This window comes from Gangjinia marincola, from assembly GCF_039523415.1.
Classification (GTDB): Bacteria; Bacteroidota; Bacteroidia; order Flavobacteriales; family Flavobacteriaceae; genus Gangjinia; species Gangjinia marincola.
On sequence record NZ_BAAAFG010000013.1, the window covers coordinates 74,610 to 95,412 of the forward strand.

Genomic DNA, 20,803 nt, shown 5'->3' on the forward strand with positions numbered 1-20,803 from the left:
TTCCATCTTCCATCTTCCATCTTCCATCTTCCATCTTCCATCTTCCATCTTCCATCTTCCATCTTCCCTCTAGTTACAGCCGCCCAAAATACAACATCTATCCCTAATAGAGTACGCTCTTAAATTCTTACCTTAGCAGTCATGGATTTTTCGTCAAAATTAGTAGGACAAGCAGTTGATGAAGTTTCGCGTTTACCGGGAATAGGTAAGCGAACCGCACTGCGATTAGTTTTACATTTACTAAAGCAACCTCAAGATCAAACCGTTCGTTTGGCAGATGCACTCATAAAATTACGCACACAGGTAAATTTTTGTGATACCTGTCATAACATTAGCGATGCGCCGCGATGTGAAATCTGTGCAGATCGTAACCGGGATCGTCAACTTATTTGTGTGGTTGAGGATATTCGCGATGTTATGGCGATTGAAAGTACAGGGCAATATAGAGGCTTGTATCATGTTCTTGGCGGTAAGATTAGCCCCATGGATGGCATTGGACCGGGCGAACTCACCATTCAGTCTTTAGTGCAGCGGGTAGAAGAAGATGAGGTCAATGAAATCATCTTTGCCTTAAGCAGTACGATGGAGGGAGACACTACCAATTTTTACATCTATAAACAACTAGAAGGAACCCCCGTTAAAACATCGACCATTTCGCGCGGAATCTCAGTAGGAGATGAACTTGAATATGCAGATGAGGTTACCCTGGGTCGAAGCATCCTGCATCGGATCCCGTTTGAAAACTCGCTAAAAAGTTCGTAGCCCTTGAAACTTTCGGTTGTCATTCTCAATTACAATGTGCGTTACTTTCTTCAGCTTTGTCTGCAAAGTGTAGCAAAAGCGTTGGAAGAAATAGATGCTGAAATTATTGTGGTAGACAATGCATCTGCCGATGACAGTATGAAGATGGTCGCAGCCGAGTTTCCGCAAGTAAAATGTATACAAAACACCGAGAATTTAGGATTTAGTAAAGGAAATAACGTGGGCATCGCTTCCGCGGAAGGCGAATACATTTGCATCCTAAATCCAGATACTGTGGTGGCTCAAGATACCTTTAAAGAGGTGCTGGCTTTCGCCGAAAAAATGCCGGATTTTGGTGCTGTTGGTGTTCAGCTCATCGACGGAAGAGGACATTTTCTGCCTGAAAGTAAACGAAATATACCCACACCCCGCGTTGCTTTTGCAAAATTATTGGGTAAATCAAACGCGTACTACGCCAATGACTTAAAGCCTGATGAGAATGGACCTGTACAGGTACTCGTGGGCGCATTTATGTTATTCAAAAAAGAGGTCTACAAGGAAGTCGGCGGACTGGATGAAACCTATTTTATGTACGGTGAAGATATTGATTTAAGTTATTCATTGCTCAATGCAGGATATCAAAATTATTATTTTGGTACGAACAAAATTGTGCACTTTAAAGGGGAGAGTAGCCCCAAGGATGCCGTATATCTGGATCGCTTTTACGGAGCAATGCGCATTTTTTACCAAAAATATTTTGCCCGGAATCCTATAACAAACAGTCTGGTGCAGCTAAGCCTGGCTGTTGCAAAAAAAGCTGCCGCCTTTCAAACCAAAGAGAAACCAGGTCACAACGTAGATTCAGAAAAAATGATCTTGATTTCTAATGATATGCTTTTGGCTGAGGCGTTTCGGGAAGAAAGCTTAATTACCTTACTGGTTTCAGTAGAGGAGTTACAATCTATTCAGCTTGATAACCAAACCCTACTATTTGATGCAGGAACAGTTTCCTTTTCAGAAATCATAGAGACCATAAGTAACTTAAAAAATAGCGGACTTACATTTAAAATACGCCCTGCAAATTGTAATTTTATCCTTGGAAGCAACCACAGCGACCAATTGGGCGAAATTAGATTAGTAAAATATTAGTATCAAAAAATTGATTTTTATAGTAAATTCGCAATCTTAAAAACCAAAAACACCCTTAGCTTAAGAATATGGCAAAGTTTGAACTCAAGTTACCTAAGATGGGAGAGAGTGTTGCAGAGGCAACAATCACCAATTGGCTCAAAGAAGTGGGCGAAACCATTGAGGCAGACGAAGCCGTTCTTGAAATCGCTACTGATAAAGTGGATAGCGAAGTGCCCAGTGAGGTCGATGGTGTCTTGGTCGAAAAATTATTTGAAACAGATGATGTGGTTCAAGTGGGGCAAACCATCGCGATTATTGAGGTAGATGGTGAAGAAGAGTCTGCTCAATCCGGATCAAGCGAACCCGCTCAACCAGCTGTTGAAGCTGTAGAAGCTTCTGTTGAAACTGCAAAAGAGCTTACCACCCCTGCAAGTGACTATAGCGCATCAGATCGCTTTTATTCTCCGCTGGTAAGAAATATTGCACAAGAGGAAGGAATTGAGGTTGAAGAGCTGGATCAAATTTCTGGTACAGGTAAAGATGGCCGTGTAACTAAACACGATATTCTGGCTTACATCGAACAACGAAGTGAAGAAAAACTAGCCTCAGTACAACAACCTGTAGCTCAAAAGGCCTTTGTTCAACAACCCGAAACGCCTAAAGCTGCTCCGCAAAAGCAGGAAAAGAAAGAGACTCCAGCACCTGGTTTACCTCTGGGCCCTGGGGATGAATTGCAGGAATTATCCCGAATGGGGAAACTTATTTCTCATCATATGGTAAAGAGTGTGCAAACCTCTGCTCATGTACAATCTTTTATTGAAGCAGATGTTACCACCATTTGGAACTGGAGAAAGAAGCATAAAGATGCTTTTGAAAAGCGCGAAGGAGAGAAACTTACATTTACACCCATCTTTATGGAGGCTGTTGCCAAGGCGATTAAAGATTTCCCCATGATCAACATTTCGTTAGATGGAGATCATGTCATCAAACGCAAAAGCATCAATTTAGGGATGGCTGCTGCATTGCCTGATGGTAATTTGATTGTGCCTGTTATAAAAAATGCCGACCAATTGAACTTGGTAGGGATGGCTACTCAAGTTAATGATTTAGCCAATCGTGCAAGAGAAGGAAAGTTGAAGCCAGATGACACTCAGGGAGGAACTTATACCGTAACAAATGTAGGAACCTTTGGTAGTATTATGGGTACTCCTATTATTAATCAACCTCAGGTAGCAATATTAGCTTTAGGCGCTATTAGAAAGGTACCTGCAGTGATTGAGACTCCGTCAGGTGATTTTATTGGGATTCGTTATAAAATGTTTTTATCACACAGCTACGATCATCGTGTTGTGAATGGTGCATTAGGCGGACAATTCGTTCAGCGTGTTGCGCAGTATTTGGAGGGGTTTGATGAGAATCGTAGTATTTAGGTTTTCGCAATCAACGCAATTTTTCTAAAATAATATTTAGATTCAAAAGCCGTCATTGACAGGTTTTGAGTGACAATGTTGCGCCAATTTAGGAACACCTCAAAGTCATCTTGAGTGCTTCGGTGACGCTATGCACAAGCACTGTCGAAGGATATCTAAAAACTATTTAATTATTGTACGAATTTTAGCTTCACAAGCCGTCATCGACAAGCTCTGACTGACAATTTGACGATAATATAATTATAACTAGTTGTCATCCTGAGCCTGTCGAAGGATTTCTTAAAAACTATTTAATATTGTAAGAAATTCAGCACCACAAGCCGTCATTGACAAGCTTTGACTGATAATATAACACGGCATAACGATTAGCTGGGAAAGCTTTTTTATTCCAAACTCAACCATTCTATAGGTTTATAGAAACCCTTATAAATTCCGAATAAAGTTTTGAAGCAATAAAATTGCCGGCAGCGTGGCATCGGCATTTTTTTGAGGATAGGTAAAAATACTTTCCTTGTCAAAGTCAGTAAAGCCTGTAATATTATCCACATCAGTGCGCTCTAATTTTCTAAACGCCATATTCCAGTCATTAAATTGACGTTCTTCTAAGTAACCTTCTTCAATAGGAATCACCTGGTGATGACGTTGATCCTTAGAAATTTTAGCAAAAAGAGAATCGATTTCATCTTCAGGTCCTTCAATAAATTGGGTAAAGTTGCCCAAATAGCTTACTAACATGCCAGAGATGCCGTGAGCGGCGTTCCAGCTACGGCTTTGTTTTAGCAATTCTACCAATTCTTCATCAGATAAAATATGAGATTGTTTACTAATGTAGGCAAGGTATTTAATCATGCTACTGTTTCCTGGTTTCGTCTAATAGAATTATTCCCGGATTACCTGAATGCGGAATGTAATTTCTAAAAATTCTATCTGGGTTAAAGTTAGGATAATTTAAGATTTCAGCAACTTCAATCTGGTCATAGTTTTTATAGCCCATAGACCACTCTTTATATTTCCTGTTTTCGGTTATGCCGCAAGACAGCTGGACGATAAATTCATGACGTGGATCGGCTGTGATAGTTTGAAAAAGCGCATCAATATGAGCTGGTGGTCCTTCAATATACTGTGTAAATGTCCCGTCAAAATAGAGGAGCAAACCTGTAATCTCTAATCTTTCATTGTTCGCTCTGGCCTGTTCCACCAGTTGCTTCAAATCTTCTTCAGAAAAATGTTGCGCTTCTTTGCTAGCGTAGGATAAGTATTTTAACACGTATAATTCTTATTACAATAGATCAAAAATCAAAAATTTTGCAGGGCAAGAAAAAGAATTAATAATTGTTTATGAAATTTTTTTACTGGTTTAAAGTCTTATTTTTGTGAATATACCTTACCTATGGAACTAAACTTGACCAAACCCATGTGTTTCTTTGATCTGGAAACAACGGGAACCAATATAGCCAAAGATCGTATTGTAGAAATTTCGGTCTTAAAAGTTTTCCCTAATGGAAATAAAGAAAGTAATACCTGGCGGGTCAATCCAGAAATGCCTATTCCTCCACAGACCACTGCGGTTCACGGGATTTCCAATGAAGATGTTAAAGACGAACCAACGTTTAAAGAACTTGCTCCTAAAGTAGTAGATATGATAAAAGGAGCCGATTTGGCAGGGTATAACAGCAATAGATTTGATATTCCGCTATTGGCTGAAGAATTATTGCGGGTTGGTGTTGACCTGGATATGAAGAGCGTATTGGCAGTAGACGTTCAAACGATTTTTCACAAAATGGAAAAACGTACGTTGGGCGCAGCGTATAAATTTTACTGCGGTAAAGAATTAGTAGATGCGCATACCGCAGAGGCAGACACCATTGCTACCTACGAAGTACTAAAAGCTCAATTAGATCGTTATGAAGAATTAGAAAATGATGTAAAGTGGTTATCAGGCTTTAGTGCTCAACGTAAATATGCTGATTATGCGGGTTTTATCTCGTTTAACAAAGAAGGCGAAGAGATGTTTGCTTTTGGTAAACATAAAGGTAAAAAGGTTGAAGACGTGTTAGAAGAAGAGCCCGGATATTTTGGATGGATCCAAAATGCAGATTTCCCGCTCTATACTAAAAAGGTGTTAACCGCCATTAAATTGAGAAAATTAAATAATAAATTGGCTTAGTAAGCACATGAAAATCATATGTATAGGTAGAAATTACGCTAAACATATTGAGGAGCTAGCGAATGAAAAACCCACAGATCCTGTAGTTTTTTTAAAGCCAGATACCGCAGTCTTACTCAAAAAGCAACCATTTTTTATACCGGAGTTTTCGAATGATGTACAGTATGAAGTAGAAATGCTTATAAAAATTAAAAAAGTAGGGAAGCATATTCAAAAAAAATTTGCTCCTACTTATTACAATAAAATAGGACTAGGCATAGACTTTACAGCACGTGATCTTCAACAAGAACTCAAAGAAAAAGGATTGCCCTGGGAAAAAGCAAAAGGATTTGATGGGGCGGCGGTAATAGGAGAAAAGTGGTTGGATAAGAAGAATTTTGATAACATTCAGAATATAAGATTTAGCTTAAAAAAGAATAGCGAGATTGTACAGGATGGTAATACAGCTAACATGTTGTATCCAATTGACGAATTGATTGCATATGTTTCTCAATTTTTTACGTTAAAAATTGGGGATGTCATTTTTACGGGAACTCCGGCAGGAGTGGGTAAAGTGTCTATTGGCGATCAGCTGGAAGGATTTATAGAAGATGAATCCATATTTTTAATTAATGTAAAGTAGTAATGAGCGCATATAATTTGACTAACGTCCATGAAATGGCAGACGGAGATGAAGAATTCGTAAAAACAGTAATAGAGACTTTTATAGAAGAATTACCACCGGATATCAAAGGATTGAATCAAGCTGTTGAGTATGAAAACGCTCAACTAGCATACCAATATGCCCATAAAATCAAACCAAATCTGGAGCTTTTTGGGCTTAATCTCATGGACTCTGTGCTTAAAATTGAAAATTGGCGCAACAATATGGATACTGAAATCTATGAAATCAATCAAGCTGCACAGAACATCTCTGATAAAGTAACGCTGGCAGTGGCAGAACTCCAAAAAGACTATAATCTTTAATGATAGCTGAAATTATTACAATTGGCGATGAAATCCTCATTGGTCAAATTGTCGACACTAACTCAGCGTTTATTGCTAAAGAACTTAATAAAATTGGTGTTTCTGTACATCAAATAACCTCTATACAAGATGAGAAAGATCATATTCTTTATGCGCTAAACGAGGCGGCTAAGCAAAGTCAGTTAATTATCTTAACAGGTGGTTTAGGTCCAACAAAAGACGATATTACAAAACATACATTGTGTGATTATTTTGACGATGAACTGGTCGAAAATAACAATGTTCTGACTCATGTTGAGCATCTTTTTAAAAAATACGTCAAGCAACCTATCCTAGAGGCCAACCGTTCGCAGGCCATGATTCCCTCACGCGCAACAGTGCTACACAATGAATACGGTACCGCCCCAGGAATGTGGATGGAGAAAGATGACGTGGTATATGTGTCAATGCCGGGCGTGCCATTTGAGATGAAGGGCTTAATGCAAAACCACGTGTTGCCTAAAGTGCAAGAGAGATTTGACCGTCCTTATATCATCCATAAAACTGTGTTGACGTATGGATTAGGCGAAAGCGCCATCGCAGATCGCATTGAAGAATGGGAAGATCACTTACCCTCCCATATAAAATTGGCGTATCTCCCGGGACTGGGTAGAGTACGGCTTCGTTTATCTTGTAAGGGAAAAGATAAAGAGAAATTGGAACAAGACCTTCAGGCAGAGATTGATAAACTCTTACCTCAAATTGAAGATGTTTTTAGTGGGTTTGAAGAAGAAAATCCCATTGAGGTGCAAATCGGTAAATTACTTCAGCATAAAAATGCCACCTTAGCTACTGTCGAAAGTTGTACAGGTGGTAAAATAGCAGCACGATTTACAAGCAATGCGGGTGCTTCGGCCTATTTTAAAGGAAGCATAGTGAGTTACGCGACTAGTGTGAAACAGGAACTTTTACATGTGCCTGAAGATATTATAAAACGCTATTCTGTAGTAAGTGAACACGTAGTAAAAGCTATGGCAGAGGGAGTAAAAAAATCGCTTAAAACAGAGTATGCAATTGCCACAACTGGTAATGCGGGACCCACAAAAGGAGATAGTGATGCGTCAATCGGTACGGTTTGTATTGGTATAGCCACACCAACAGAGACATTTACCTATAGATTTGAGATGGGAAATCACAGGGAGCGTATCGTGCAAAAGACCGTAAATAAAGGATTGTCGCTTTTACTGGAGCAATTAAAATAACGCTGATTATTTTTAAAACTTTTTTGTTGTCAGTTTCTGTAAAAATGCGTTAATTTGCAGCCTGTTTTGAAATAACGTAAAAATACAGGGAAGATGTCAAGAGTTTGTGAACTTACAGGAAAAAAAGCAATGGTTGGGAACAATGTTTCTCACGCGATGAATAAGACCAAAAGAAAATTCAACGCAAACCTGACTAAAAAGCGTTTCTACATTCCAGAAGAGGATCGTTGGGTTACTTTAAAGGTGTCTACATCGGCGATCAAAAATATCAATAAAAAAGGTATTTCTGCTGTGATGAGAGAAGCAAGAGAAAAAGGATTTTTAAAGAAGTAATTCTATTTACGATAGATTAGTATATCATGGCAAAGAAAGGCAATAGAGTACAGGTAATTATGGAATGCACAGAGCATAAAGCGACTGGTTTGCCAGGAACATCGCGTTACATTACCACTAAGAATAAGAAAAATACTCCAGATAGATTAGAATTGAAAAAATTCAATCCTATCTTAAAGAAAATGACAATTCATAAAGAGATTAAATAATAGGTTATGGCAAAGAAATCGGTCGCATCGTTACAAACAGGATCAAAGCGTTTAACAAAAGCCATCAAAATGGTAAAGTCACCTAAATCTGGTGCGTATACCTTTGTTGAAGCTATTATGAGTCCAGAACAAGTAAATGATTTTTTAAAGAAAAATTAGATTTACGTATAATATACAAAAGCCGTCTGATATACCATCAGACGGCTTTTTGTTTTTACCTATCTTTGAATATGGCAATGCCAGGATAAGGCAATAGAATGTAAGCTAATGAGTCTATTTAAAAATATATTTTCAAAAGAAAAAAAGGAGTCTTTGGACAAGGGTCTTGAAAAATCCAAAGAGAGTTTTTTTGGTAAATTAGGAAAGGCGGTTGCCGGCAAAACCAAAGTGGATGATGATGTACTTGATGATTTAGAAGAAGTCCTTATTGGTAGTGATGTGGGTGTTGCTACTACTATAAAAATTATCGAACGTATTGAAGCACGTGTTGCAAGAGATAAATACTTAGGAACAGAAGAGCTCAATAGAATCTTACGCGAAGAAATAGCAGGTTTATTAAGTGAAACCAATAGTGGCATTGAAGAAGAATTAGACACGATAGCGAAACAAAAACCTTATGTCATGATGGTGGTTGGTGTTAATGGAGTGGGTAAAACAACAACCATAGGTAAACTGGCGAATCAATTAAAGCGTCAAGGTAAAAAAGTAGTGCTGGGTGCAGGAGATACCTTTAGAGCTGCAGCTATTGATCAATTGCAAGTGTGGGCAGACCGAGTTGATATTCCCATTGTGAAGCAAAAAATGGGGAGCGATCCTGCTTCTGTGGCCTATGATACCCTGCAAAGCGGCGTGGCTATGGATGCAGATGTGATCATCATCGATACCGCAGGTCGATTGCATAATAAGGTCAACTTGATGAATGAATTAGGCAAGGTAAAACGAGTAATGCAAAAAGTCATTCCAGATTCACCCCATGAAGTATTATTAGTACTAGATGGCTCAACGGGCCAAAATGCCTTTGAGCAGGCTAAACAATTTACCGCAGCAACAGAGGTGACTTCTCTTGCCGTAACCAAGCTAGATGGAACCGCAAAAGGCGGAGTGGTCATTGGAATAAGCGATCAATTTCAAATCCCTGTAAAATATATTGGGGTAGGAGAGGGTATTGAAGATCTTCAGGTGTTTAATAAAATGGAGTTTGTAGATTCTTTTTTTAAGCGGTAAGTTCTGCTGTTGTAGATATTAAAAATTTTCCGATACTTAAACATGAAATAAAACAATTAAAAAACTGCTGAGATAGACATGAATAAAGTAAAGGTACATTTAGGCTATTTGATTTTTCTGATTATAATTTCAAGCTGCAAAAACGAAGCACCAACTCCAGAGACAACGTACTGGACAGCGTATGATGAGACTACACAACTAGCAGAAAACGCCAATCACGAAAATCCGAGAATGCGCTATAAACTTATCCAGTCTTATAGTCTGGATAAGAATACGATCTGGGCAGATATCAATAAAGATCTTAAGGACTTTTCAGAAGACGATTATGCTGAACTAAAATCCAAAATCCTTGAAAATGATATTGAAAGCCTACAGCAGCAAGTGACAAAAGGTGAGCTTAGTTACGAAGACATTACCAAGTTCTACCTCTATCGCATACGCAAACTTGAAAGCGATAGCTTAACTACACTGCATACTGTTCTAGCGCTAAATACTAATGCGGTAAGCCAAGCACAGGAAAAAGATGCGAATAGACCTACAGATTTACCCAATGCCTCAATTTATGGTTTGCCTGTATTATTAAAGGACAATGTGAATACCAAAACCATGCGCACCACTGCGGGTGCGATAGCTTTAGAAAATAATCAGCCTAAAGAGGATGCCTATATCGTAGATCGATTAAAAGAAAATGGAGCTTTAATTTTAGGGAAAGTAAATTTAAGCGAATGGGCCTATTTTTTCTGTTCTGGATGCCCGGTAGGCTATAGTGCCGTTGGTGGACAAACCCTAAACCCCTATGGCCCCAAGAAATTTGAAACAGGTGGTTCCAGTGCGGGTAGCGGTACAGCCATGGCAGCTAATTATGCGGTTGCCGCTGTCGGAACAGAGACCGCAGGTTCAATCTTATCACCATCAAGTCAAAATTCTGTCGTTGGATTAAAACCTACCGTAGGAACCTTAAGCCGAACAGGGATCGTTCCCATCTCAAGTACATTGGATACTCCCGGTCCTATGACCCGCACTGTAAGAGACAATCTAATTTTTATGCAGGCAATGTTAGGGAAGGATGAACAAGATAAAGCTTCTTCTTCCTCCACATTACTTCAACCTAGTGAATTAAATCCAAATGCAATTAAATCAAAACGTTTGGGTGCGTTTAAGTCCTTGATAGAAAATGATTCGCTCTATCGAAACAGCATTGCTATTTTACGTGAAAATGGAGTTGAGGTAATTGAGGTAGAGCAACCTCAAGTCCCTCTAGAAGGATTTTTGACTTTGCTGAATATAGATATGCGAGAAGATCTTCCGGTGTATTTAAAACAGTTTTCAGGAGATAGTGTTTCTATTGCCTCAGTGGCAGATGTCATCAAATTTAACCGTGAAGATAGTCTTAAGAGAGCACCTTATGGTCAGACATTGTTTAATGGCATTGTAAGCGATACAACGAGCACGACAGATTTTTCAGCAATAAAAAAGAAGCTACACACTAACGGCAGATTATTTTTTGATCAGCTTTTAGAGAAGCATGATCTAGATGGTATTCTGTCGATCAATAATTATCATGCGGCGTACGCAGCCGTAGCACTATACCCTGCATTGACGGTTCCTATGGGATATCAAGAAAATGGAGAACCTAAAAACCTTACGTTTATCGCTTCGGCTAATAGTGAAAATGCATTATATCAAATGGGATATGGCTTTGAACAGCTCACTCAATACCGAAAAGCACCAAAAGGATATGAATAGGAGCTTAGTGATCATCAGCAGAATCATCCTTTACTACAGTATTTTTTATCCCATCATGAAGATCATTGCGATTGCTCAGGGCGCATGGTTACTGCCTAATCTGATTATCGCTGCACCTTTCCTCATTTTGGCTGCATTAGGATGGAGACTTAACAAGCAAAAAAACTACTCGTGGCTGTATGTTATCGCAGGTGTAGTGGTAATTTCGCTCATTCGATATTATGAAACGGAGTGGATGTTTTGGCTTAATGAGACGTTTAGTTCATAAGGGTATTGAGCTCCTGCCATAGTAACTCGTCAAAGGCTGATGGTCCCAACTGTGGATCTCCGGCATCATCACCCATTCTAATAATAACCAGATTCTGACTGGGAACAAGGTATAGTTTTTGGTCATTTGCACCCAGACCGGCCACCAAATCCGCAGGAGCACTAGGAATTAGAGATCCGCTAAATTCTTGGGTTGAGCCAGGAACATGAAAACTTTCCTTACCGTTGAGCCACCACAAATATCCATAGGATTTATTTAGGTCCTGTGAGCTTGAAAACATTTGTTCGTAATAGGCTTGATCTGAAAGAATAACGTTTTCATTCCAAGTTCCTTGGTTTAGCATAAGTAACCCAAAACGTGCCATGCTTCTCGCAGGGCTTACAAAGAAATTATTGTATCCCAGGCTTTCCCAATACCCATCCATCCCGATAGGATCGGTAACTTTCATATTAAAATAGATTGAAAAATCCATACCTGTGGCATTAGTGAGGACATCACTCAACAAAGAATATGGTGCATTATGATAATACCAAAAGCTGTTTGGCTCATTTAAATAGGTCAAACAATCAGAATCTGTGCAAAATAGATTGCCTGTGTAATCTAGTCCAGTAGTCATGGTAAGTTGATTACGCACTGTAATTTGCTGTTCTAAGTCCTCATTCATGCTAGTCCATCCTTCGCCCAGATAGGTGCTAGTTGGTGCTGAGATGTCTATAAAATTTTCTGTCTGAGCGATACCAATCATCGTCGCAGTAAGGGTTTTTCCGGCTGAGAACCATCTAAAGAAAGAATTTTCGTTGCTGTTCTCATCATACCATTCTAAGACAATTTTCCCATCCTTTAAGATAAGAAAGGCTTTGGTATTTTTTTCGGCTAAAAAGTAATACAAGGGTTGTTCATGAGCTTCATTCCAACCCAAAGTTTCAAGAGAAAGCGTCTCCCAATTATTTCCTGTAGTCGGGGGAAAGTACAGGCCGCTTTCCTGTGGTTTAGTTTCTGGTGTGCCATCGTCTGTCGTTGAGCAACTCAGGCAAAAGAACAGTGTGAATATGGTGATGGTCAAAGGTAATTTCATAGCAATTCTTTTAAACTTAGACTTGAGTTGGTGAAAAAGGTTTAATCTCACTCTGGTATAAAAAGAACAGGTTAAAGGTAGTATCTTTGCAACGCAAAAAAATGCTGAATGAGAACGAAGTCGCTTAAAAAAAACAGGATTAATGTGGTCACTTTAGGATGTAGCAAGAATATCTATGATTCTGAGGTGTTGATGGGACAGTTAAAAGCCAATAATAAAGAAGTGGTTCATGAAGAAGAAGGCAATATAGTGGTGATTAATACCTGCGGATTCATTGATAATGCAAAAGAAGAAAGTGTCAATACGATTTTGGCTTACGCCGAAAAAAAGGAAGAAGGTTTAGTCGATAAAGTATTTGTGACGGGTTGTCTAAGTGAGCGTTATAAACCCGATCTTCAAAAAGAGATTCCCAATGTAGATCAGTATTTTGGCACAACAGAACTTCCCGCATTGCTGAAGGCACTTGGAGCGGATTACAAACACGAATTGGTAGGAGAGCGATTGACTACCACCCCAAAGAACTATGCCTACCTTAAAATCGCCGAAGGTTGCGACCGACCCTGTTCGTTTTGTGCGATCCCGCTGATGCGCGGCAAGCACAAATCTAAACCTATAGAAGATTTAGTGACCGAAGCTCAAAAGCTAGCTGCTAACGGAGTGAAAGAGTTGGTGTTGATTGCACAGGATTTAACCTATTACGGGTTGGATCTTTATAAAAAACGAAATCTGGCAGAACTGCTTCGGGCGTTAGTTAAAGTTGACGGGATTGAATGGATTAGATTGCATTATGCGTTTCCTACTGGTTTTCCTATGGATGTACTGGAGGTGATGAAAGAAGAACCTAAGGTGTGTAATTATATCGATATTCCGCTTCAGCATATTTCAGAAGATATTTTAAAGTCTATGCGACGTGGTACCACGATGGCCAAGACCAATGCCTTGTTAGAACAGTTTAGAGCCAAAGTACCTGATATGACGATTAGAACTACGCTTATCGTAGGGTATCCCGGTGAAACCGAAGCTCATTTTCAAGAATTAAAGCAATGGGTGACCGATCAACGATTTGAACGTTTGGGATGTTTTACCTATTCTCACGAAGAAAATACGCATGCATTTAATTTGGTGGATGACGTGCCAGAAGAGGTCAAACAACAGCGTGCCAATGAAATCATGGAAATCCAATCACAAATTAGCTGGGAACTCAATCAACAAAAAATCGGGAAAGAAGTTAAGGTGGTCATTGACCGTAAAGAAGGAAGCTATTTTGTTGGGCGTACAGAGTTTGACTCGCCAGATGTGGATAATGAAGTGCTGATCAATGCCGAAGACACCTATCTTAAAACAGGCGAATACGCCACCGTTAAAATTACTGAAGCCGCTGATTTTGATTTATATGCGGTGCCTGTAGATTATAAAGGCTGACCTATTTTGTCAAGATCAATGTAGCTTTATAGCCACTTAACAAATTCCATTGATTAGAAGAGATGAGATTACCATCTGCATCATACACCTTAAGCTCTGCGGTATTAGGGCCTGAGGATCCCTGATTAAGTGCTTGAAAATCTAATCTGTTTTGACCGGGTTGTAGCTCTATGGTTGTTACGTAATACGAATGAGATAAATAAACTGTCGGCTGAATAATGTCGTCATTTAGGTATAAACGCACTTTGTCCCCGTCTACATATTCATGATCGCGACACATAATGGTCACTTTGCCAGAAGAGGTTTTAATATTTCCTAAGTATTGATCACGCTTTAAATTTGACATTGCTTGAGCATGTTTCTCGCCAAAAGGCTGCGTGATGGTCACTTTAGGTTTTGTCCATTTATCCTCTTCAATCATGCTGAAGGGTTTCTTTTCTGGTGTGAGATTAAAAGAGGATGCTTTAGGATTAAAGCTAAGATCAGCTTCGTTCTTTTTAATGTTGACTTTGGCCTTTTCTTTATTATCAATCACCACAGATTTATTCCCGGGGAGTTCTGATTGTGCAGAAATACCCAGTGAAAAAATTATCATTAAGAAGACCAGACTAAATCTCATGTTTCAAATTGAGCAATAATTAAGCCAAAGCATATATAAAGATAACGATTATATTTTCGGGATGTTACAGTATTGAGCAAATATTAAGGAATTGATTTTTTGTTTGAACTTCTCAGAACAGATTAGGGTTTAAAGATTCCTTCACTTTCTTAGAAATTAGATCCTAAATTTATTGTTATTCGCAAAGAATATGGCATTAACAAAAAATAACTTTCCATTCTCCCAAAAGCCTCTAAAAAGTGGATTGTCGACCATATAAATGATAGCACCACTACCTATCCTTTCTTCTCCAAAAACCAATGTTTTACCAAGATTACCCAATGCATTGTCGCCGGCATATCCTGATACAGGTTTGGCTCCGTCTTCTAAATACGCAACATTATATCCGTTGGGTAAATAAGAGTAAGCTGAGCTACCTAATTTTAACGTATAATAATCGTTATTATAACCAAACCCCAGTGGGTGCGTATTATCTACCTTAGTTTTAAAAATAGCACCGGTGATATAATTCTTGACACTTTCCTCTTCTCGTTGCGCATATGGAATTAACGATGCCGTTTGAGTCGAGTCTTTTTTAGGTGCATCTTTGCGTTTTAAGTCAATTCCTTTTTGACCGGCAAACGTGGATACGGCTCCGCTCAAAGCAATAACTTTACCGCCATTACGAATCCACTCCATAAGTTGCTCCATGCCCTTTTCTCCTAAATAATTTCCGTAGTATCCATTGGGCATAACTAAAACGTCATATTGATTCAAATCAATACGCTTGAAATACTCTGTGTCAATATTGGTGGTAGGATAGTTTAATTGCTGTTCAAAGAAGTGCCAAATCTCTCCATAATTTAGCGATGAGGTTTCATCCCCTTTGAGGACTGCTATACGTTGTTTATTAATGAGCTTTACATCTGGGGAGCCAAAGTCTGGTCCGCTGGTAGCAAAAGAAGAAGCACTGGCAAAAAGTTCTCTACCAAATTTACTAGCAAGATCATTTATCGTCTTTCCATAGTTTTTGGTTTTCAGGTTGTCGCTTTTGGTTATTATTAAGCTACCCCTGCCAAAGTTTTTATTGGCAATATTTAAAGGCTTTTCAGTAAAGCGAACCTTAATATTTGCTTGGAGTAATGCCGCCAGAAACTGTGCATCTTTCATTGACCCCCATGAAGTTATGTATCCTACTGCAGAATCATTTACAACATTGGTTACTTCTTTTCGTGTTTCATTCGGCTTGACCGAAACAGCATTTTTACTTACAATTGTTTCAAGCCCATAGGCATAAGGTAAGCTCCATGCCGTGATATCATAGGTTATTGGAGTTGAAAGCTTTGCATTTTGTTCGAATAAAACATTGACCATTGCAGATTTAGGTTGCTTTGCAGAAACAATCAATGCATCTTTTGCATTGAATGACCCTTGTTTTTGTTGTTGTAAATGATAGCCTTTTACACTGGAGGTAGTACTGTATCCATATTGAATTTCATGTTTATCCAGCAATGCGGTCAAGGCATCCAGTTGATCCGAAGTTCCTTTGAGGACATATGAAGTAGATGGTGTATTAGCTGTACTAAAGAACTGCTTAAATTTATCGTTGAGCTTTTTAGCATTTTGAGCAGCAATTTCAACAGTGCTTAATCCCGTAGTGGTATGGTGCGCTACCCGATCTTTTAAGGTAAGTACATTACCTTCATCGGTTTGTATAGCTAATCCTGCCCGGCCGTGACCTGCTTGCTCATAGGTCATACCAATTGCGCCCATAAACGTGGGATAGGTGTCCCCATAACTGGGATATAATAAATCAAATCGCTCACGTGTGAAGAACAACCATCCTTCTTTATCAAAGTATTTTGCATGATTTTTTCCGATTTGTGTTTGAAAATCACGCTGCCAATCAGTAATTACTTCATGAAAAGGTTCTGCTGCCGGAGCAAAATAATAAGGCTCATTAATGCCTTGCTCATGAAAATCTACATGTACATGTGGCATCCAGGTATTGTAAACTTTTAAACGTTGTTGACTCTCTACTTGAGTAGCCCAGGCCCAATCCCTGTTAAGATCAAATAAATAATGATTAGGACGACCTCCCGGCCAGGGTTCGTGGTGTTCTGTTGCGTCCTGTCGCGTATTGTATGGAGTAGATTTTACTTGATTGTACCAATTAGCATAGCGGTCTCTACCGTCTGGATTAACGCAGGGATCTATAATAACCACTGTGTTTTTGAGCCAATCCTGTTTTTGTGTGATGAGTTCATAAAGCGTTTTCATAGAAGCTTCTGTACTACTGGCCTCATTCCCGTGCACGTTATAGCTTAACCATACAATGGCAACTTGAGGCGCAGCGCTTCCCGGCATCATTCCGATTTGCTTTAGATTATCTTGGCGTATAGTTTCTATGTTGTTGAGATTCTCTTGGGTAGAAATGATTGCATAGGTGAGTGGTCTGTATTCATTCGTTTTTCCATAAGTATGATAGGTGACCATATCGCTCTGATCTGCAACGTGGGTAAAGTAATTCACAACGTCTGCGTGACGTGAAAATTGACTGCCCACTTCATAACCTAAAAATTCTTGTGGAGATTGAAGTTGTGCGAAAAGGCTAGTGCTTAAAAAACAAAGGAGCCAGGTAAAATTTTTCATGGGTTGGTATTTATGGAGCCTAAGATAATGATTACCTAAGAATTTACTAATTCAGTTCTCATTTATAAGAGGCTCAATTTAGTTTCTGCCAACAAACTAGTTTTTAAGATAGTGTAACGGAATGCTTCTGGGATTTCAACTTTGTCGTTCTCATCATCTTCGTTTTATGCATTATCGTATATTTACGCAGAAGACCACATACGTATGCCCATCACATTACTGCCGTATCAGGAGTTAACCTATTTTTCCTCATTAATCAAGGACTATTTACTTGAAAAGGGTGAAGTTCAAGATTTATACCACCGTTTTCCACACCTTAATCAATTTCAAGCTCAGATCAACGAGAAGACAACTCAATATTCAGCAGATACCAGAGATATTTTATCTGTACGTTTGATGAAGCAGTATGATAAGATAAAAACCTCAGGGGCAACGCGTGAGAAAATTCTTCAGCTTAAAAAAGGTAATACCTTTACCATTACCACAGGTCATCAACTCAATTTATTTACGGGACCCCTGTATTTTTTGTACAAAATTATTTCTACCATTAATTTATGTGATCAACTCAAAACGCACTATCCAGAATATGAATTTGTGCCTGTCTATTGGATGGCGACCGAGGATCATGATTTTGAAGAGATTAATTATTTTAACCTTAACGGAAAGAAATTCAGGTGGAATAAGGACGCCACCGGAGCGGTAGGCAGGCTTTCCACAGAAGGATTGGCAGAGGTTCTAGATTTATTTAAGGCTGAAGTAGGCACCACTCCTTTTGCTGAAAAACTCACCGAACTCTTTGAAGATGCATATCTTAAACATACTACTTTAACCGAAGCTACCCGATACCTGGCGAATAAGCTTTTTGGAGCTTACGGTTTAGTGATTGTAGATGGAGATGATGCCGAACTAAAGCGATTATTTGTTCCTTATATAAAAGAAGAATTGCTAGAACAATCGGCACACAAGACTGTAAGCAAATCCGCAGCTCAGTTAGACGAGAAGGGATATAATGTCCAGGTAAATCCCAGAGAAATAAATCTGTTTTATCTTATTGATGGATTGCGAGAACGCATTGAAAAAATAGAGAATAGGTTTATTGTGGTTGATCATGACATGCAGTGGACGCAAGAACAAATTCTTCAGGAAGTCGAGGAACATCCAGAACGGTTTAGTCCCAATGTCATCCTGCGACCGTTATATCAAGAAGTTATTCTGCCTAATTTGTGCTACATCGGCGGAGGTGGTGAACTGGCATATTGGTTAGAGCTCAAGGCGTATTTTGAGTCACAGCAGATCATTTTTCCTATGCTGCTCTTGCGAAACTCTGCCTTAGTAGTTTCAGGGAAACAACAAAAAAAGCTGGATAAGCTAAATCTTGAAATTAAAGATACCTTTTTGCGTCAGCACGAATTAATTAATAAGAAAGTTCGACAGATATCAAATATCGACATTGATTTTTCTGATCAAAAAGAACATTTACGGCAGCAGTTTGAAGCCTTGTATGACTTAGCTAAAAAGACAGATGCTTCATTTGTTGGCGCCGTGAAAGCGCAGGAGGTTAAACAACTCAATGGATTGGATCATCTCGAAAAGCGTTTACTCACCGCACAAAAACGTAAGTTAAAAGATCAGGTAAATCGTATGGTAGAGATTCAACGTGAATTGTTTCCCAATCAAAATCTTCAGGAACGGGTGGTCAATTTTTCAGAGCTGTATTTGGAGTATGCAGAAGATTTAATTCTTAAGTTGAAGGAAAATTTACAACCACTTAATACAGCCTTTACCGTGCTTAACTTGAGGTAATCATGAGCCTTATCCTAATGCTCTGAATTAAAAACGCTCCGTACCGAATGATACAGAGCGTTTTAAAGATTGTTCAAGCTTATTCCCCCTGACCTAGTGAGAATCCTCTTTGTCCATCAAACTCGTAGAGATTTTCAGTCTTTATGACATCAAATCCTTCCTGATGTAAAGTAGCCAGGAGGTTGATAATTTGCTCGTATTCAACTTCACCATACTGTAAACTTTTCTCTAGGATCGTAGACTGTTTACTTATGAACCTGCATCTCCAATGATCTGTACAGTAGGTCTCTTTCATTCCGTTAGGGAACACTTTTACACCTCTGTTGGTAATCATTTTCAGGGTAAGATTATGTGCTTTGATTTGATTGAGAGCATTTCCGATTTCTTCAGGATCGCTTCCTTTCCAATCAATGAATACATCTGTCCCCAAAAGCTGTTTTTCGGATTCTTTGCGATGATATTCTGGGATAGTAATTGTTCCAGATCCCTTTGAGATTGTACTTGGAGTTAAATTTTTAGGAGTTTGTCCCAAGCGTTCTATGACGGCTTCGGTAAATTCTTCAGTATTTACTTTTTTGGTGCTTTTTCCTTTCTGATATACGTCAGCCGTATGGATGCCATCTTCAAGGGTAGTTAACCAGGCATTTTTTATCTTATCAGCAACTTCGGCTTGACCGATATGAGCCAACATTAAGATCGCGCCGTTAAGCAAACCTGACGGATTGGCAATTTTCTTACCGGCAATATCTGGTGCAGAGCCATGAATCGCTTCAAACATAGCAACATTTTTTCCCACATTTGCAGAGCCTGCCATTCCTACAGAACCGCCTATTTCTGCCACAATATCAGAGATGATATCCCCGTAGAGGTTTGAGGTGACGATAACATCAAAATTCTCTGGACTGGCTGCGATTTTGGCTGACCCTATGTCGATAATTTGAGCATTACTTTCAATATCAGAATACTCAGCTGCAATTTCTTTAAAGACGGTATGAAACAATCCATCAGTAAGTTTCATGATGTTATCCTTCACCATACAGGTTACTTTTTTTCGGTTGTACGCTCTGGCGTATTCAAAGGCATACCGAACAATTTTTTCGCAACCCGGGCGTGTGATTAATTTTAAACATTGTACTACATCTTCAGTCTGTCTGTGCTCAATACCGGCATATAAATCTTCCTCATTTTCTCTAATAACCACAATATCCATCTCAGGAAAGTTGGTGTGGACGTAAGGGTGTAGTGAGCTTACGGGACGCACGTTAGAAAATAAACCCAGAGATTTTCTTAAGGTCACGTTGAGACTCTTATATCCTTTTCCTTGTGGAGTGGTAATCGGAGCTTTTAGGATCACTTTATTTTTTGAAATGGTCTTCCAGGATTCTTCTGTAATCCCAGAGCTATTTCCAGATAGGTAGACTTGTTGACCTACTTCTATCGGCTCTGTTTTGATGTTAGCTCCTGCAGCTTTGAGAATGTTTAAGGTAGCTCTCATTATTTCAGGTCCAATGCCGTCGCCTTCAGCTACGGCGATTGTAGTTGCCTGATTTATCCTTTTATAAGATTTAGGGTGTAGTACTTCGCTGTTTTCCATGTGATCTGATATTGTTGTGATGGGACAAATGTCACATATTTGTTTCATATATTTTTATTTATATATAATATGTTAAGGATAAATAATTTTAATGAATGGTGTTCTAATGATTATTGTCAAAAGGAAAAATTATTGGATTTTTAGAATATTAAGGATAGCGCAGGTAACTTTTTTTTCTATTTCTAAGGATTAGTATTGGGTGA

General features: G+C 38.9%; 21 protein-coding genes. 15 read left to right on the forward strand and 6 right to left on the reverse strand.

All coding sequences use genetic code 11. The features are described 5' to 3' along the window. The first annotated feature begins 141 nt into the window (after window positions 1–141). The 3 genes from recR to ABD000_RS06105 all read left to right on the forward strand — a co-directional run bounded on the left by recR (window position 142) and on the right by ABD000_RS06105 (window position 3,302). The gene (gene recR / locus ABD000_RS06095) at window positions 142–762 is read left to right on the forward strand and encodes a recombination mediator RecR (RefSeq protein ID WP_343764874.1); all 621 of its coding nucleotides are present in this window, start codon (window positions 142–144) and stop codon (window positions 760–762) included. A 3-nt stretch (window positions 763–765) separates the two neighbouring features. Beyond that, window positions 766–1,890, forward strand: a complete 1,125-nt coding sequence (locus tag ABD000_RS06100) for a glycosyltransferase family 2 protein (RefSeq protein ID WP_343764876.1) — start codon at window positions 766–768, stop codon at window positions 1,888–1,890. Between the two features lie 68 nt (window positions 1,891–1,958). Next, window positions 1,959–3,302 (forward strand): dihydrolipoamide acetyltransferase family protein, encoded by a 1,344-nt coding sequence (locus tag ABD000_RS06105; protein WP_343764877.1) that lies wholly within the window; start codon window positions 1,959–1,961, stop codon window positions 3,300–3,302. A 423-nt stretch (window positions 3,303–3,725) separates the two neighbouring features. Here the strand turns inward: ABD000_RS06105 and ABD000_RS06110 are convergent, their stop codons facing one another. Together ABD000_RS06110 and ABD000_RS06115 are read right to left on the reverse strand one after the other, a co-directional pair. Further along, a complete protein-coding gene (locus ABD000_RS06110; protein ID WP_343764878.1) occupies window positions 3,726–4,151 on the reverse strand; it encodes a BLUF domain-containing protein in 426 nt (141 codons plus the stop codon). A 1-nt stretch (window position 4,152) separates the two neighbouring features. Further along, a complete protein-coding gene (locus tag ABD000_RS06115; RefSeq protein WP_343764880.1) occupies window positions 4,153–4,569 on the reverse strand; it encodes a BLUF domain-containing protein in 417 nt (138 codons plus the stop codon). A 123-nt stretch (window positions 4,570–4,692) separates the two neighbouring features. On the opposite strand from ABD000_RS06115, the gene ABD000_RS06120 reads away from it, so the two are divergent. The 10 genes from ABD000_RS06120 (at window position 4,693) to ABD000_RS06165 (ending at window position 11,456) form a co-directional block, all read left to right on the forward strand. Beyond that, a complete protein-coding gene (locus ABD000_RS06120; protein ID WP_343764881.1) occupies window positions 4,693–5,469 on the forward strand; it encodes an exonuclease domain-containing protein in 777 nt (258 codons plus the stop codon). Window positions 5,470–5,476: 7 nt separating this feature from the next. Next, window positions 5,477–6,091, forward strand: coding sequence for a fumarylacetoacetate hydrolase family protein (locus tag ABD000_RS06125; protein WP_343764882.1), 615 nt, complete (start codon window positions 5,477–5,479; stop codon window positions 6,089–6,091). A gap of 2 nt (window positions 6,092–6,093) precedes the next feature. Further along, window positions 6,094–6,435 carry an Hpt domain-containing protein gene (locus ABD000_RS06130; protein ID WP_343764883.1) on the forward strand — a complete coding sequence of 114 codons (342 nt, stop codon included), beginning with the start codon at window positions 6,094–6,096 and terminating at the stop codon, window positions 6,433–6,435. Then, the gene (locus ABD000_RS06135; RefSeq protein ID WP_343764884.1) at window positions 6,435–7,676 is read left to right on the forward strand and encodes a competence/damage-inducible protein A; all 1,242 of its coding nucleotides are present in this window, start codon (window positions 6,435–6,437) and stop codon (window positions 7,674–7,676) included. Before ABD000_RS06130 ends, ABD000_RS06135 begins: the two co-directional genes overlap by 1 nt. A 93-nt stretch (window positions 7,677–7,769) precedes the next feature. Continuing rightward, on the forward strand, window positions 7,770–8,009 hold the full coding sequence (gene rpmB, locus ABD000_RS06140) for a 50S ribosomal protein L28 (protein ID WP_343764885.1): 240 nt from the start codon (window positions 7,770–7,772) through the stop codon (window positions 8,007–8,009). Window positions 8,010–8,035: 26 nt separating this feature from the next. Further along, a complete protein-coding gene (gene rpmG, locus ABD000_RS06145; protein ID WP_343764886.1) occupies window positions 8,036–8,218 on the forward strand; it encodes a 50S ribosomal protein L33 in 183 nt (60 codons plus the stop codon). A gap of 6 nt (window positions 8,219–8,224) precedes the next feature. After that, complete coding sequence (locus ABD000_RS06150) at window positions 8,225–8,377, forward strand: DUF4295 domain-containing protein (protein WP_343764888.1); 153 nt, start codon at window positions 8,225–8,227, stop codon at window positions 8,375–8,377. A 108-nt stretch (window positions 8,378–8,485) separates the two neighbouring features. Next, entirely contained in the window at window positions 8,486–9,442 is a 957-nt protein-coding gene (gene ftsY / locus ABD000_RS06155; protein WP_343764890.1) for a signal recognition particle-docking protein FtsY, read from the forward strand. Window positions 9,443–9,520: 78 nt separating this feature from the next. Beyond that, window positions 9,521–11,188, forward strand: coding sequence for an amidase family protein (locus tag ABD000_RS06160; RefSeq protein ID WP_343764891.1), 1,668 nt, complete (start codon window positions 9,521–9,523; stop codon window positions 11,186–11,188). Continuing rightward, on the forward strand, window positions 11,181–11,456 hold the full coding sequence (locus ABD000_RS06165; protein ID WP_343764893.1) for a hypothetical protein: 276 nt from the start codon (window positions 11,181–11,183) through the stop codon (window positions 11,454–11,456). The genes ABD000_RS06160 and ABD000_RS06165 overlap by 8 nt, the downstream gene beginning before the upstream one ends. Here ABD000_RS06165 and ABD000_RS06170 read toward each other — a convergent pair. Beyond that, window positions 11,446–12,531 (reverse strand): serine hydrolase domain-containing protein, encoded by a 1,086-nt coding sequence (locus tag ABD000_RS06170; RefSeq protein WP_343764895.1) that lies wholly within the window; start codon window positions 12,529–12,531, stop codon window positions 11,446–11,448. The genes ABD000_RS06165 and ABD000_RS06170 overlap by 11 nt on opposite strands. A gap of 108 nt (window positions 12,532–12,639) precedes the next feature. Here ABD000_RS06170 and rimO point away from each other — a divergent pair, with 108 nt between their 5' ends. After that, window positions 12,640–13,953 carry a 30S ribosomal protein S12 methylthiotransferase RimO gene (gene rimO / locus ABD000_RS06175; RefSeq protein WP_343764896.1) on the forward strand — a complete coding sequence of 438 codons (1,314 nt, stop codon included), beginning with the start codon at window positions 12,640–12,642 and terminating at the stop codon, window positions 13,951–13,953. A 1-nt stretch (window position 13,954) separates the two neighbouring features. Here rimO and ABD000_RS06180 read toward each other — a convergent pair whose 3' ends face one another. Further along, window positions 13,955–14,572: a hypothetical protein gene (locus ABD000_RS06180; RefSeq protein WP_343764898.1), complete on the reverse strand. Its 618-nt coding sequence runs from the start codon at window positions 14,570–14,572 to the stop codon at window positions 13,955–13,957. A gap of 156 nt (window positions 14,573–14,728) precedes the next feature. Continuing rightward, window positions 14,729–17,203 carry a M14 family metallopeptidase gene (locus ABD000_RS06185; RefSeq protein ID WP_343764899.1) on the reverse strand — a complete coding sequence of 825 codons (2,475 nt, stop codon included), beginning with the start codon at window positions 17,201–17,203 and terminating at the stop codon, window positions 14,729–14,731. Between the two features lie 204 nt (window positions 17,204–17,407). Between ABD000_RS06185 and bshC the strand changes: the two genes are divergently transcribed. Continuing rightward, window positions 17,408–19,006: a bacillithiol biosynthesis cysteine-adding enzyme BshC gene (bshC, locus tag ABD000_RS06190; protein WP_343764901.1), complete on the forward strand. Its 1,599-nt coding sequence runs from the start codon at window positions 17,408–17,410 to the stop codon at window positions 19,004–19,006. Between the two features lie 79 nt (window positions 19,007–19,085). On the opposite strand, the gene ABD000_RS06195 is transcribed toward bshC, so the two are convergent. Next, window positions 19,086–20,600, reverse strand: coding sequence for an NADP-dependent isocitrate dehydrogenase (locus ABD000_RS06195; protein WP_425545354.1), 1,515 nt, complete (start codon window positions 20,598–20,600; stop codon window positions 19,086–19,088). Between the last annotated feature and the right edge of the window lie 203 nt (window positions 20,601–20,803).

Excerpts from the sequence above, each read along its gene's own strand:
- ABD000_RS06165 (WP_343764893.1), top strand. The coding sequence starts at position 11,181 with ATGAATAGGAGCTTAGTGATCATCAGCAGAATCATCCTTTACTACAGT.
- ABD000_RS06180 (WP_343764898.1), bottom strand. The coding sequence starts at position 14,572 with ATGAGATTTAGTCTGGTCTTCTTAATGATAATTTTTTCACTGGGTATT.
- rimO (WP_343764896.1), top strand. The coding sequence starts at position 12,640 with ATGAGAACGAAGTCGCTTAAAAAAAACAGGATTAATGTGGTCACTTTA.
- rpmB (WP_343764885.1), top strand. The coding sequence starts at position 7,770 with ATGTCAAGAGTTTGTGAACTTACAGGAAAAAAAGCAATGGTTGGGAAC.
- ABD000_RS06125 (WP_343764882.1), top strand. The coding sequence starts at position 5,477 with ATGAAAATCATATGTATAGGTAGAAATTACGCTAAACATATTGAGGAG.
- recR (WP_343764874.1), top strand. The coding sequence starts at position 142 with ATGGATTTTTCGTCAAAATTAGTAGGACAAGCAGTTGATGAAGTTTCG.
- ABD000_RS06105 (WP_343764877.1), top strand. The coding sequence starts at position 1,959 with ATGGCAAAGTTTGAACTCAAGTTACCTAAGATGGGAGAGAGTGTTGCA.
- ABD000_RS06110 (WP_343764878.1), bottom strand. The coding sequence starts at position 4,151 with ATGATTAAATACCTTGCCTACATTAGTAAACAATCTCATATTTTATCT.
- ABD000_RS06130 (WP_343764883.1), top strand. The coding sequence starts at position 6,094 with ATGAGCGCATATAATTTGACTAACGTCCATGAAATGGCAGACGGAGAT.
- bshC (WP_343764901.1), top strand. The coding sequence starts at position 17,408 with ATGCCCATCACATTACTGCCGTATCAGGAGTTAACCTATTTTTCCTCA.
- ABD000_RS06185 (WP_343764899.1), bottom strand. The coding sequence starts at position 17,203 with ATGAAAAATTTTACCTGGCTCCTTTGTTTTTTAAGCACTAGCCTTTTC.
- rpmG (WP_343764886.1), top strand. The coding sequence starts at position 8,036 with ATGGCAAAGAAAGGCAATAGAGTACAGGTAATTATGGAATGCACAGAG.
- ABD000_RS06150 (WP_343764888.1), top strand. The coding sequence starts at position 8,225 with ATGGCAAAGAAATCGGTCGCATCGTTACAAACAGGATCAAAGCGTTTA.
- ftsY (WP_343764890.1), top strand. The coding sequence starts at position 8,486 with ATGAGTCTATTTAAAAATATATTTTCAAAAGAAAAAAAGGAGTCTTTG.
- ABD000_RS06135 (WP_343764884.1), top strand. The coding sequence starts at position 6,435 with ATGATAGCTGAAATTATTACAATTGGCGATGAAATCCTCATTGGTCAA.
- ABD000_RS06120 (WP_343764881.1), top strand. The coding sequence starts at position 4,693 with ATGGAACTAAACTTGACCAAACCCATGTGTTTCTTTGATCTGGAAACA.
- ABD000_RS06170 (WP_343764895.1), bottom strand. The coding sequence starts at position 12,531 with ATGAAATTACCTTTGACCATCACCATATTCACACTGTTCTTTTGCCTG.
- ABD000_RS06195 (WP_425545354.1), bottom strand. The coding sequence starts at position 20,600 with ATGGAAAACAGCGAAGTACTACACCCTAAATCTTATAAAAGGATAAAT.
- ABD000_RS06160 (WP_343764891.1), top strand. The coding sequence starts at position 9,521 with ATGAATAAAGTAAAGGTACATTTAGGCTATTTGATTTTTCTGATTATA.